Below are 12,706 nucleotides of genomic sequence, written 5' to 3'. Positions count from 1 at the left end.
CATCATATTATGGCTGAATTAAAACATTACCAAATGTACATTAATGGAGAATTTAAAGATTCAGATTCAGGAAAAGTATTAACGGTGCTCAATCCAGCGACGGGACAGGCAATCTCAACCGTTCCTAGTGCTAGTAAGGAAGAGACGAAAGCGGCCATCGATGCCGCAGCTAAAGCCGAAGAATCATGGAAGAAGGTTCCGGCTGCCACCCGTGGCCAGTATTTGCACGCGGTCGCAAACGAAGTTCGTAAACAAAAAGACCATTTGATTTACATGCTTCAAGAAGAACAGGGCAAGATTAAGTCACTTGCCACCACTGAGATCCTGTTCTCAGCCGATTACTTTGACTACATGGGAAGTGCCAGTCGAACCTATGAGGGAGAAATCCTTCAATCTGATAACGAAGACGAAAGTATCATGATTGAAAAACAACCAATTGGCGTTGCGGCCGGCATCTTACCATGGAACTTCCCGTTCTTCTTAATTGCCAGAAAGATGGGTCCAGCACTAGTCACCGGGAACACCATTGTGATGAAACCAAGTTCTGACACTCCTAACTTAGCGCTCGAATTCGCTAAGATCGTTGAAAAAGTTGGCATTCCTAAGGGCGTTGTCAACATTGTCACGGGACCTGGTTCGGTCGTTGGCGACGAATTGTCAAAGAATAAAAAGGTCGGCATCATTAGTCTGACTGGTTCGGTTGAATCAGGGAAACGAGTCATGACGAGTGCCGCTACCCATTTGGCCAAAGTGTCACTTGAACTTGGTGGAAAAGCTCCCGCCATTGTATGTAAGGATGCTGATATTGACTTGGCGGTTCAATCCATCATTGATTCCCGAGTTGATAATAACGGTCAGATCTGTAATAACTGTGAACGAGTATACGTCCAAGAAGACGTGGCCGACGAATTCATCAAGAAATTATCGAAGAAAATGTCAGAAATCACGGTTGGCGATCCGATGAAGGACGAAAACGTTGGGATGGGTCCACTGATTAACCAAGGAGCTTTGGATAAAGTTTCAAAGATGGTTGACCGAGCCGTTGAAGCTGGCGGCAAGGTTACCGCTGGTGGTCACAAGTTGAACATCGAAGGTGGCTTTTACTATGAACCAACGGTCATCACGAACGTCAAACAGGATTCTGAGATTATTCAGGATGAAATCTTTGGACCGGTTCTCCCAATTGTGACCTTCAAGACCCTAAGTGATGCCATCAAGATGGCTAACGATAGTGACTTTGGGCTTACTTCATCAATCTTTACCGAGAATCTGGATAACGCTCATCGAGCCGCAAACGAACTCGAAGACGGTGAAACCTACATTAACCGTTACAACTTTGAAGCCATTAATGGTTCACATTCTGGTTGGAAAGAATCTGGAATTGGTGGTGACGATGGTAAACATGGAATTGATGAATTCTTAAACACTCACACCATCTACTTGCAGGGACACCCTGATAAAGCAAAATGATAATCAATATTAATAATTAGAAACGGGATGAACTCATAGAGTCGGATCAAAAGTCGACTTTATGGGTTCATTTGTTTTAGTTCTGTTTCTTCTTCATAAATTGTCAAAGTGAATAAAGATTGATAAGATTTAGGCACTAATTAAAAGACAACCGAGGAATAATTAATGAAATTACGTGCTTTAGAGAAAACTGATTTACCCAAACTCCATGAACTGTTTAATGATAAACGCGCCATGGACTACTGGTTCACCGAATCGTATCTTTCTATGTCGTCCCTTAACGAAAGATACGAACGTGAGAACAATGATCCGGCCGTTCGCAATTTTGCGATTGACGTCAAGGGCAAGTTCGCTGGAATCGTGGCATTGATTGATATTAATCCACGCGATCGAAACGCTGAGATTGAGATTGCGCTTGGCGACGAATTCGTTGGTAATGGCATTGCCCAGGCGGCGTTTGACGCTTGTGTGAACTATGGATTTGAGACGTTAAACCTCCACAAGATTTTCTTATACGTTGACGTGCAAAACAAACCCGCCGTTCACATTTACGAAAAGTTTGGGTTTAAGATTGAAGGAACGCTCAAAGACCAGTTTTACGTTAACGGAAGTTACCATGACGTGTACTGGATGGCAAAATTTGAAGATGACTCGGTTTAAGACAACCAATCTTTGGTTGTTTTTTTCTTTTCTACAAAACGCTTTACTTGCATTCAAGTCCAAGTAAAGGTGTAAATTATGGGGTAGTTAATAAATAACTAATAAGGAGAGTTATCATGGAATACTTTACATTAAATGACGGTAACCAAATGCCCGCAACTGGTTTTGGGACCTTTCAAATCACCAACCCAGAAGAGGCCGAACAATCGGTCATCGACGCCATCGCATCGGGTTATCGTTTAATCGATACGGCTCAATACTACCAAAATGAAGAGGCTGTGGGTCGTGGTCTCAAGAAGTCTGGCGTAAAACGCGAGGATTTATTTGTCACCTCTAAGGTCTGGTTCACTGACAGTGGTTACGACAAAACCATGAACATGTTTGAAACCAGCCTCAAAAAATTGGGACTGGATTACCTTGATTTATATCTGATTCACCAGCCTTACGGCGACACCTTCGGTTCATGGCGGGCCCTTGAAGAACTTCAAAAAGCGGGCAAAATTAAGTCCATTGGGGTTTCCAACTTCTACGATGATCAGATTACCAATTTGGCACTATTTAACGACGTTAAACCCGCCGTTAATCAGATTGAGATTAATCCTTGGGAACAACAAAAGACCGCCGTCGACTATCTGGAATCATTTGATGTTCGTCCAGAAGCTTGGGCTCCATTTGCGGAAGGCAAACACGCTATCTTTAACAATGAAACCCTGAAAGCAATCGGTGACAAGTACGATAAGAGTGTCGGTCAGGTCATCTTACGTTGGGAATTTCAACGTGGGATCGTGACCCTGGCTAAATCAACTCATAAGAATCGGATGGAAGAAAATATCGATATCTTCGACTTTGAATTAAGTGACGATGATATGAGTCAAATCGCTAAGTTGGACAAGGGTGAAAGCCAGTTCTTTGACCACCGTGACCCAAAGACCATTCAAAACTTCGTTAAATAATGAGAATGCGAAAGGCATAATTCATGAAGAAAATTTTAATTATTGGAGCGACCGGAAACGTCGGTCAAGAGGTCAGAAAGAACCTGTTGGAAAAGACCGATGATTTTTTGACACTCTTTTCAAGAAGTGCAGGTCAAAGGTTTAGTGATGACAGTCGAGAGCGGGCCGAGAGCGGCAACGTAAATGACTTATCTGACCTTGAAAAAATAGTGCATGGTCAGGACGAAGTGTTTGTGGCGCTTAGTGGCAATTTACCAGAAATGGCCAGGAACATTGTGGCCGCCATGGATGATGAAAACGTCAAACGCCTGGTCTTCATTACGTCAATGGGCATCTATAATGAGGTCCCTGAAGAAATTTCGGCAAGCGGAAACCTGAAGAACAATCCGCGACTGGCACCGTATCGTGAGGCGGCCGATGTGATTGAAGGTTCTGATTTAGATTACACGTTAATTCGACCGGGATGGTTTGATAACGGCAGTAGTGAATACGAAATTACGTATAAAGGTCAAGATGTTAGCGGTAATCGGGTAGCCGTTGCCAGTATTGCTGACCTAGCGACGCGCCTGCTACAAGATGACCAGCTGGATGTAAGAGAAAGTTTAGGAATTAATCGAAAAGCTTAGTTAAATGAATGTGAGGAATTGAAATGAAAGCAACGGAATTTATCAAACCGGGCGATGTTGAACTCGTTGACACGCCCAAACCCAAGATTGAAAAACCAACCGATGCCATTATCAAGGTAGTCAGGGCCAGTGTTTGTGGATCCGACCTCTGGTGGTATCGTGGCATTGACGAACGAAAACGCGATACCTTTGTGGGCCACGAAGCCATTGGAATTGTGGATTCAGTTGGATCAGACGTCAAGGACGTTCAACCCGGAGATTTTGTGATTGCCCCATTTACCCATGGTTGTGGTCACTGTGCCGCTTGTTTGGCGGGTTTTGACGGTAACTGTATGAATCAGGAAAAGGGTGCCAACATTGGTTATCAAGCCCAGTACTTCAGATACATCAACGCGAACTGGGGGCTTGTCAAGATTCCCGGTCAACCATCGGACTATTCAGACGAAATGTTGAAGTCACTGGTTACCCTTTCTGACGTCATGGCAACGGGTTATCATGCCGCCGCTAGCGCCGAAGTGAAGGACGGTGACACCGTTGTCGTCATGGGTGACGGTGCCGTTGGCCTTTGTGGTGTAATTGCGGCCAAGTTGCGTGGCGCAAAACGAATCATTGCCATGAGTCGTCACGAGGACCGCCAAAAGTTAGCCAAGGAGTTTGGCGCCACTGACATTGTCCCAGAACGTGGGGATGAAGCGGTTAAGCATGTGATGGAGCTAACCGACGGTGCTGGCGCTGATGCCATCCTTGAATGTGTTGGAACCGAGCAGTCGGTGGATACGGCAACTAAGGTTGCTAGACCAGGTGCTGTCGTTGGTCGAGTGGGCATTCCGCAAAAAGCCGAAATGAACACCAACAACTTGTTCTATAACAATACCGGTTTGCGTGGTGGCATTGCGCCCGTTACTACCTACGACCGTGATGTATTGCTGAAAGCGGTTCTTGACGGCAAGATTAATCCCGGAAAAGTTTTTACCAAGGAATTTGATTTAGACCATGTCAAGGATGCTTACGCTGCCATGGATAAGCGGGAAGCCATTAAATCGTTGTTGATTGTTGATAAGGATTAATTATGTTTGACTGAACAATAGTTTAATGAAATTAGAATGACTAGTTTTCCAAAAAAATGAGCCCTTACTCGATTTGAGTAAGGGCTTATTTGGTATATTCACTTACACATCCTGGTCGGTTGGACGAACCAAGACTTCGTTAATATCAACGTTTTCTGGTTGACTCATCATGAAGACCGCGATTTCCGCGATGTTTTCGGGACTCAACCAGCCATGCTTGTCAGCTTCAATCTGTTTTTTAATCTTGTCATCGTTGATGGTGTTCATCAGGTTCGTGTCGACAAAGCCGGGTGAGACAATCCCAGTCCGAATTCCATTTTGGTGTTGTTCCTGACGGAGACCTTCCATGATGGCTTTGACGGCGTACTTGGAACCGTTATAAACGGCGGAATTAGAGTAAACTACGTGACCAGCGACGGAATCGGTGGCCATGATTAAACCTTGACCCTGTTGTTTCATTTGTGGGACCGCAGCCACAATCCCGTTTAAAACGCCCATGATGTTGGTGTCAATGGCTTTTTTCCAATCGGCTAAACGATCCGGGTCATCGACAGGTCCCTGTGGCATAATGCCAGCGTTGTTATACATGACGTCTAGCTGGCCGTACTTGTCGATTGCCATGCCGGTCAGTTCCTGAACGTCTTCTTTCTTAGTAACATCCGTAATTTTGTAAGAAAAGTTTTTTGGATTATCAACTTCGGTGGAAAGCTCTTCAAGTTGTTCCTCGTTTCTAGCACCGACGACCACTTTGGCTCCCCTAGACAAAGCTAACTTGGCGGTGGCAGCTCCCATCCCAGAACTACCACCGGTGATAACTACAACTTTATTTTCGATTGTCATAATAAAACCCCTCTTCCAACTTATGACTTCCAATACGAGATCATTTAACGCTAAATTTAGTCCTGATTCAAGTAAATGGGTTTCAAAATTGATTAAGATTCTGTGACAAAAAACTCCTACTCATTGAGTAGGAGTCAAATCAAAGTTTTATTAGATGTTTTGGTCGGTTGGGCGAACCAGGACTTCGTTAATGTCAACATTTTCTGGTTGACTCATCATGAAGACGGCAATTTCTGCGATGTCGTCAGGTTCTAACCAGCCATACTTGGTGTTGTTATTTTGTTCAATACTCTTTTGGATTTTATCGTCGTGAACGGTTGACATCAGGTTGGTATCAACAGCGCCGGGTGACACAATCCCGGTCTTGATGCCGTTTTGGTGTTGTTCCTGACGCAACCCTTCCATGATGGCTTTGACGGCGTACTTGGAACCATTGTAGACGGCTGACCCAGGGTAAACCACGTGACCAGCGACCGAGTCGGTGGCCATGATTAAACCATGACCTTGCTTCTTCATTTGAGGAACCGCGGACACAATGCCGTTCAATACTCCCATAATATTGGTATTTAAAATATCCTGCCATTCGCTCAATTTAGCTGGATCGTCAACCATTCCCTGCGGCATGATGCCAGCGTTGTTATAAATTACGTCGAGCTTGCCAAACTTTTTGATGGCTAAATCGACTAAGGATTGCACCTCGTCTTTTTTCGTAACGTCAGTTTGTTGGTAGGCAAAGTTTTCGGGATGGTCAACTTCATCGGCCATTCGTTCTAATTTTTCTTCATTTCGTGATCCAACGACCACTTTGGCACCTCTTTTGAGGGCCAACTTAGCGGTTGCTTCTCCCATTCCAGAAGAGCCACCGGTGATGACAACTACTTTATCTTTAACAGACATCATAACAACTCCCTTCTTAATACAGGTAAAGGGTAAACCCTCATATGGCGTAAACGTCAAGAAAGGCGACTTGATGAAACTTTTCCGTCTTTCATGTAACGTTTTGAGACATTAAACCTGTTCAAATGAGAATTAAAGCCTAGACTATTGGTATACTAAATTGATGAACGGGCGTGACTTACATGGCAGCAAACGAGGTTTTTGTATTTATTTGTACGATTTTGGTGTTCTTCATGACACCAGGACTGGCGTTTTTCTACGCCGGGATGGTTTCAAGAAAAAACGTGGTGAACACCCTGATGTCGGTTTTCATCATGTGCAGCATCCCCGTTCTTTTGTGGGTCATCATTGGCTACTCGCTCTCGTTTTCGGGGAACTACTTCAACGTTATCGGTGGGATGCATGATTTCATGTTACATAATTTCAACTTTACCGCCCCAGCAACTGCCGGTCCCATCTCCAACGGTTCATACATGCTGTTTCAGATGATGTTTGCCATCATTACGCCAGCCCTTTGGATTGGTGGAATCGTTGGCCGGATGAAGTTTAAGTTCCTAATCCTGTTCACGATTGCCTGGTGTATCTTGATTTACTATCCACTCGTTCACATCGTATGGGGTGGGGGATTTTTACAACAGATGGGAGTCTTGGACTTTGCTGGTGGAACGGTCATTCACATTAACGCTGGGATTACCGCCCTGGTTCTGGCCATCATGCTTGGACGACACAAGCGCGGCAAAAACGACAAGGCTTATAACCTGACCTGGGTCTTTTTGGGAACGGTCATCTTGTGGCTTGGTTGGTACGGTTTTAACTGTGGGTCGGCACTCGCCATTAATCACATTGCGTTTCAGGCGATGCTGACGACCACGATTGCTACGGCAACCTCGATGTTAACGTGGATTATTTTGGACGTCTTCATCCTAGGCGCACCATCCCTGATGGGCGCATGTACCGGAACTTTGTGTGGCCTGGTTGCCATCACTCCGGCCTGTGGGTTTGTTGGAATTGGAAGTGCGATTGCGATTGGCATCATTGCCACGTTATGTAGTTACACCTTCATTAAATACTTAAAGCCCCGCTTGCACGTCGACGATACGTTAGATGCGTTCGGTTGTCATGGGGTATCTGGAATTGTTGGTAGTCTTTTGACCGGACTGTTCGCTAGTAAGGCAATTAATCCGCAGGTGAAGTTTAGTGGCATCTTTGCTGGTGGTTCACTTCATCAGTTTTGGATTCAGCTGCTGGCAACTGGTTTCAGTATCGTGTTTGTGACCGTCATGGTTTTCTTGATTGTGTTAGTGCTAAAGCACGTTACGAAGATGCGAGTTACTCCAGAAGAAGAGGCTAAGGGACTAGACCTGAGCGAGCATAAGGAACGAATTGATTGTGATGCGATTAATCGCTAGGATAACATGAAAGAAAATAATTTTATGTAGCTTGCCTATTAAGTAAAAAAGCTCCTTCCTAAAGTGAAAGGAGCTTTTCTCTAGTCTTTAGTTCCAGAAAAATAGTTAAGTAAAAAGTCAATTAATTTTTCAATCAAATGAGTTAATAAATTAATTATTACTGGAATAATGACTGATAGTAAGAGATACATCAAATCACCGACGAGTATAGTTAGTATTGTGGTGTAAATACTCGCCTTAATTAGTGTATCATTGACTAAATAATAATATTAGATATAATTAAAACAGTAAGAGATACACAAGTCACCAGTTTGTGGTGAACTGATGATTGAGCTTATCAGCTAAAGCTGGTGGGCTCTTTTTTGTCTTACTATCGAAGCTAATGCCAATTGAATTACCACGTTTTTGATTTTATTTTTTTCATTTTAAAACCAACATTGTTAATATTGTCTATTCAGTTTGATTATTCTAGCTCTATATACTTCACTTGAAATTGTGGGAATAAAATCCTAATACCTGAATAATTGAGTCTTCCGTAAACACCAATGTTTTTTTGCCCTAACGATCCTACGTAATAATCTAAGTTTCCTGACCCTTGATCATCTGATAAATTTTTTAATGTCTCATATTTATGGCGTTTTATGTAGTTATAAGTGGCTAAATTCTTGCTAAACTTTTTAATTTTAGTATTTGATAAAGTTATTGCTCTCATTTGAATGCTTACTGCTGCATGGTCAGCAAATAAAAGGTCAAAAGCAAGAAAACCAATCGATAAAATGATAATGAGTGATGTTGATATAAGAATTGTTTTAGCTTTCATTTTGTAGTCCCCTCAATTTATTATTTTTAGTGATAATATTTTATCACGAAATATTATTTATGTAACATAACACCTATGAAAACGGATGAGCTGATTTTATTTGTTGTAATTTCAATTTTCTCGGTGTTTTTGGTTGCTTTTAGTAATATTAATTCAAATCCAATTAATATTTTTAGCAAGGACTTAATGAGCATGGATATGGGGTCAAAGATTGCTCATCATGGAGAGTCAAAAGAAACGACATCACAATTGGCCTAAAACTGCATGGTATCGAAATTAGAAAAAGTGCTATTAGATATTATAGGTAGGCATTTATGTGATTTTCTGTTTCTCATTATAATGATGATACAATTGTCACAGGAGCCTTTATAACTCTAAAAAACAAAAATCGAGGTAGATATCTATGTCAAAAGAAGATGATCTTTTAAAGGCCGCCTTAAACGGTGGAACGTTTGACTTTCGTGACCCGTCGTTTAAACCAATCTTTGATATTCATTTTAAAAATGCTGAATTATTGAAACAGTTTAACAGTGAACCAGATCCAGTTAAGCAACAGGAAATCTTGGCTAAGATTACTGGCAGAGAAGTACCGGAAAACGTGATTGTCTTTCCACCACTTCAGACTGATTTTGGTCGCAACATTTTCTTAAAATCAGGAGTCTTAATCAACATTGATTGTCTGTTTGACGATGCTGGTGGAATTTATCTCGACGAAAACGTTTTGATTGGACCACGAGTTTCACTGATTACGCTTAACCACGATACGCGACCAGACCACCGGAATTTGATTACTACTGGTGCCATTCACATTCACAAAAATGCTTGGCTTGGAACTGGTGTCATTGTTCTTCCAGGTGTTACCATTGGTGAGAATGCCATTATCGGTGCTGGCTCGGTTGTCAATAAGAATGTTCCTGCCAATTCAACTTACGTAGGCGATCCGGCCAAACCAATTAAGCGGCATGACTAAGAGTAAAATTGGTTTTAGCGTTTTTGAAACATGGAATGATTTGAGATAATAAAACTGTGAGTATTAACAATATAAATGCCAAAGCCCCTAACTAATGCGATAGTTAGAGGCTTTTTGTGGCGTATCAGTTTTTTATTACTATTTGTTTTATCCCTGGCTAGGGAAATTAAAGATCTGACCTACTAGTTGTTCTATGATTAGTAAGTCGTATTGAGTTAATTTTTCAATGAATTTAATATTTCTATCACTGTTACTAGACCAATCATAACTTGCTAGTTGACTAGTTATAACCTGACCATGTGTTTTGTATCCATTTAAATTAAAATTACCAGCATAGTTCCGAATTGTACTCGTAATTGGACAAACAACAACAAAACGAGTTGCGTCATTAAAGGCTTTGGTACTGATTACTAGGCCAGGACGTCTTTTTTTAATTTCGTTTCCTCTACTGGGATCAAAATCAATCCAAACAACGTCTCCTTGATTTGGACAATACGATTGATTATTCAAATCATTTCACGTCCCTCTAGTTGACTTTTATTATTAATGGGAGACTGGTAAAGTTTTCCGTTGGCATATTTTTTGTCGCCATAAATTTGTTTTATTTTTGGGACCAACATAAGTGCTCCCTGTTGATCTTTAGTTAGAAAGTATTCTTGTCCCAAAGCTAATCCATATTCTTTTTGAGTCTCACTATTGAAGTTAATACCAATTGAGTTTCCGCGTTTTCTGATTTTAACTTTTTCCATCAACATCATCTCCTTAATTACATTGTATCACATGTAACACTGAAGAACATAAGAGTACATAGTTTTTCTTTTTTTATTGTTAATTAAACTTTTTAATATATTTAGAACCTCTTAATTGGTTTTGAATTTTTGGTATTTTATTTCTCATTATTGGTGACTGTTGTTCGTTTTTGGAGGATTTATAGGATGGTTTGTTCCTGAAATTGTTGATGTATTTAAATAAATTAAATGAAGTGCCAGACATAGAATTTTAACTTTATCTGGCACTTCATTTTATTTTTACGGTTTTTGTTAAATAGTTTTACCTCATCTCAATCACTATCTTGCCAGTAGCGTGGTGTGATTCCAGTAGTTTATATCCCGTTAGCACGTCACTAAACGGGAAGACCTTGTCAATAATCGGCCTTAACTGCTGGTCTTCAATCATCTGGGTTAAAATATCCAGTTGAGGTCCACTGGGATGCATGATGAAAAAGGTGTATTCAACGTGATGTTTTTTGGCTAAAAGTCGCAAGGGACCACTAGCAATCTCAAACAAAATCGATTTAAACCAGCCGAGATGATGTTTCATTCCAAATTTAAAGGTTGGAATTCCATTGATTGTGATTAGCTTGCCACCAGGTTTTAAGATTTTAAAGGTATCTTTGAGGGTCTTACCGCCACGACTGTCAAAGGCAATGTCGTAATCACTTAACACCTCGGAAAAATCCGTCGTATGATAATCAATCACTTGATCGGCACCTAAAGAGCGCATTAACGCCACGTTCTTTTGACTCGTGGTTGTCGCAACGAAGGCACCTCGCGCTTTGGCAATCTGAATTGCCATGGTACCAACGCCACCAGATCCGGCTTGAATGAAGACTTTTTGGCCCTTTTTCAGTTTGCCAATTTCAATTAAAGCCTGGTAGCTTGTTAATCCGGTTAGGGGAACGGCACTGGCGTCAACTAGACTCAAGTTACTAGGCGTTTTAGCGATGTCGTTCTCGTCAATCGCGATAAATTCGGTTAAAGTGCCACTTTGATAATCATCAGGACGCCCGTACACCTGGTCACCCAATTTGAATTTAGTTACCTTTTTACCGATTTTGACAATCGTGCCAGAGAAGTCGTTTCCGACGGTAATTGGCAACTTGTACGGCATGATGATTTTTACCTTACCGGATTGAATCGTGTAGTCGATTGGGTTGAGTGACGATGCTGCGATTGACACTAAGACCTCGTTGTCATTGATTTGAGGAACGGGAATGGTGTCTTTTACAAAGGGCGTTCGGTATTTCAGCAGTTGTAGTGCGGTCATTTGTTTGGGGATGTTAGTCATATTAGACACCTCTTACATAAATTTAGGGATCAGACGATCCATCAGTCGCGTTGGTAAAACGGCATTGAAGAAAGCAGTCGGTTTTGCACCGAACCCGATGAGATATCGTGGTCTGAGATTTCTGGCTAAAACGACTTTTTGAATTGTTTTGGCAATTAAAGTGGGTTGTGACGCTAATTTTGAAGCATAAATTTTATTAGTTTTCTCGGCCATTTCTTTAGCGGCTGCTTCGTACTTGGTTCCTTTAGAGGAATCAACCAGCTTGTTCATAGCGATTTTGGACCAGTTACTTTTAACGACCCCTGGTTCGATTAGAACTACCTGGATGCCAAACCTTCTTACTTCCATTCGAAGTGAATCACTTAAAGTTTCAAGTGCATGTTTGGATGCGAAGTACCAGCCGGCGAGTGGGCTACTAAACCGGCCTGCCATTGAAGAAATGTTGATGATTTTGCCCGCGTGTTGTTTTTCCATGTAGGGTAAAACCAGTTTGGTTAGGGTAACTAACCCGAAGACGTTGACGTCAAATTGGCGTTTGGCTTCCTCAGTGCTGACGTTTTCGATGGCGCCAAAAGAACCATAACCAGCCCCGTTGATCAAGACGTCAATCTTGCCGGTGGTTTGAATAACTTGATGAACACCTTTTTGCATCGAATTTTGGTTGGTAACGTCCATGTTAATTGGTGTAACCCCGAAAGCCTTTAAAGGTTCCATTGCGTCCGTGTTTCTGGCAGCTCCAAAAACTTGATAACCGGAGTTTGCCAGTCGTTTAGCGGTTTGATATCCCATTCCGGAGCTAGCTCCTGTGATTAAGATCGTTTTCATTAGTTACCTCCTAAATGATATAAGTTTCATTGATTAAGTTACACGAGTATATTATAATACAACTGTTACATTTGCAACTATTAACCAAAAAAAGGTGATTAT

14 protein-coding genes are annotated in these 12,706 nt (G+C 41.7%); 7 read left to right on the top strand and 7 right to left on the bottom strand.

Going from position 1 to position 12,706, the window contains the following annotated elements; translation table 11 throughout:
• The first annotated feature begins 9 nt into the window (after positions 1–9).
• From aldA to AC6UD0_RS02000, 5 genes are all read left to right on the top strand, one after another.
• Positions 10–1,470, top strand: a complete 1,461-nt coding sequence (aldA, locus tag AC6UD0_RS02020; RefSeq protein ID WP_500694229.1) for an aldehyde dehydrogenase — start codon at positions 10–12, stop codon at positions 1,468–1,470.
• A 165-nt stretch (positions 1,471–1,635) separates the two neighbouring features.
• Complete coding sequence (locus AC6UD0_RS02015; protein WP_500707538.1) at positions 1,636–2,130, top strand: GNAT family N-acetyltransferase; 495 nt, start codon at positions 1,636–1,638, stop codon at positions 2,128–2,130.
• Positions 2,131–2,246: 116 nt separating this feature from the next.
• On the top strand, positions 2,247–3,083 hold the full coding sequence (locus AC6UD0_RS02010; RefSeq protein WP_500707539.1) for an aldo/keto reductase: 837 nt from the start codon (positions 2,247–2,249) through the stop codon (positions 3,081–3,083).
• Positions 3,084–3,106: 23 nt separating this feature from the next.
• Positions 3,107–3,709: an NAD(P)H-binding protein gene (locus tag AC6UD0_RS02005; RefSeq protein WP_500707540.1), complete on the top strand. Its 603-nt coding sequence runs from the start codon at positions 3,107–3,109 to the stop codon at positions 3,707–3,709.
• A 23-nt stretch (positions 3,710–3,732) separates the two neighbouring features.
• Positions 3,733–4,776, top strand: coding sequence for a zinc-dependent alcohol dehydrogenase family protein (locus tag AC6UD0_RS02000; RefSeq protein WP_500707541.1), 1,044 nt, complete (start codon positions 3,733–3,735; stop codon positions 4,774–4,776).
• A gap of 102 nt (positions 4,777–4,878) precedes the next feature.
• On the opposite strand, the gene AC6UD0_RS01995 is transcribed toward AC6UD0_RS02000, so the two are convergent.
• Positions 4,879–5,616, bottom strand: coding sequence for an SDR family oxidoreductase (locus AC6UD0_RS01995; RefSeq protein ID WP_500707542.1), 738 nt, complete (start codon positions 5,614–5,616; stop codon positions 4,879–4,881).
• Positions 5,617–5,766: 150 nt separating this feature from the next.
• Positions 5,767–6,513 carry an SDR family oxidoreductase gene (locus AC6UD0_RS01990; RefSeq protein ID WP_500707543.1) on the bottom strand — a complete coding sequence of 249 codons (747 nt, stop codon included), beginning with the start codon at positions 6,511–6,513 and terminating at the stop codon, positions 5,767–5,769.
• A 182-nt stretch (positions 6,514–6,695) separates the two neighbouring features.
• Between AC6UD0_RS01990 and AC6UD0_RS01985 the strand changes: the two genes are divergently transcribed.
• On the top strand, positions 6,696–7,922 hold the full coding sequence (locus tag AC6UD0_RS01985; protein ID WP_500695913.1) for an ammonium transporter: 1,227 nt from the start codon (positions 6,696–6,698) through the stop codon (positions 7,920–7,922).
• A gap of 463 nt (positions 7,923–8,385) precedes the next feature.
• Here AC6UD0_RS01985 and AC6UD0_RS01980 read toward each other — a convergent pair whose 3' ends face one another.
• Positions 8,386–8,742: a hypothetical protein gene (locus tag AC6UD0_RS01980; RefSeq protein ID WP_500699731.1), complete on the bottom strand. Its 357-nt coding sequence runs from the start codon at positions 8,740–8,742 to the stop codon at positions 8,386–8,388.
• 403 nt (positions 8,743–9,145) lie between these two features.
• Between AC6UD0_RS01980 and AC6UD0_RS01975 the strand changes: the two genes are divergently transcribed.
• A complete protein-coding gene (locus tag AC6UD0_RS01975; protein WP_500707544.1) occupies positions 9,146–9,712 on the top strand; it encodes an LbetaH domain-containing protein in 567 nt (188 codons plus the stop codon).
• A gap of 147 nt (positions 9,713–9,859) precedes the next feature.
• On the opposite strand, the gene AC6UD0_RS01970 is transcribed toward AC6UD0_RS01975, so the two are convergent.
• From AC6UD0_RS01970 to AC6UD0_RS01955, 4 genes are all read right to left on the bottom strand, one after another.
• Entirely contained in the window at positions 9,860–10,222 is a 363-nt protein-coding gene (locus tag AC6UD0_RS01970; RefSeq protein WP_500699733.1) for a type II toxin-antitoxin system PemK/MazF family toxin, read from the bottom strand.
• Positions 10,219–10,461 (bottom strand): hypothetical protein, encoded by a 243-nt coding sequence (locus AC6UD0_RS01965; protein ID WP_500694239.1) that lies wholly within the window; start codon positions 10,459–10,461, stop codon positions 10,219–10,221. Before AC6UD0_RS01965 ends, AC6UD0_RS01970 begins: the two co-directional genes overlap by 4 nt.
• A 301-nt stretch (positions 10,462–10,762) precedes the next feature.
• Positions 10,763–11,779 carry an NADP-dependent oxidoreductase gene (locus tag AC6UD0_RS01960; protein ID WP_500707955.1) on the bottom strand — a complete coding sequence of 339 codons (1,017 nt, stop codon included), beginning with the start codon at positions 11,777–11,779 and terminating at the stop codon, positions 10,763–10,765.
• 12 nt (positions 11,780–11,791) lie between these two features.
• Positions 11,792–12,604 carry an oxidoreductase gene (locus tag AC6UD0_RS01955; RefSeq protein WP_500707546.1) on the bottom strand — a complete coding sequence of 271 codons (813 nt, stop codon included), beginning with the start codon at positions 12,602–12,604 and terminating at the stop codon, positions 11,792–11,794.
• Between the last annotated feature and the right edge of the window lie 102 nt (positions 12,605–12,706).

The sequence above is a fragment of the Fructilactobacillus sp. X7R9C1 genome (genome assembly GCF_059901005.1).
Note: the sequence above shows the minus strand (reverse complement) of the source record. Positions and strands in the feature narration are given on the sequence as shown.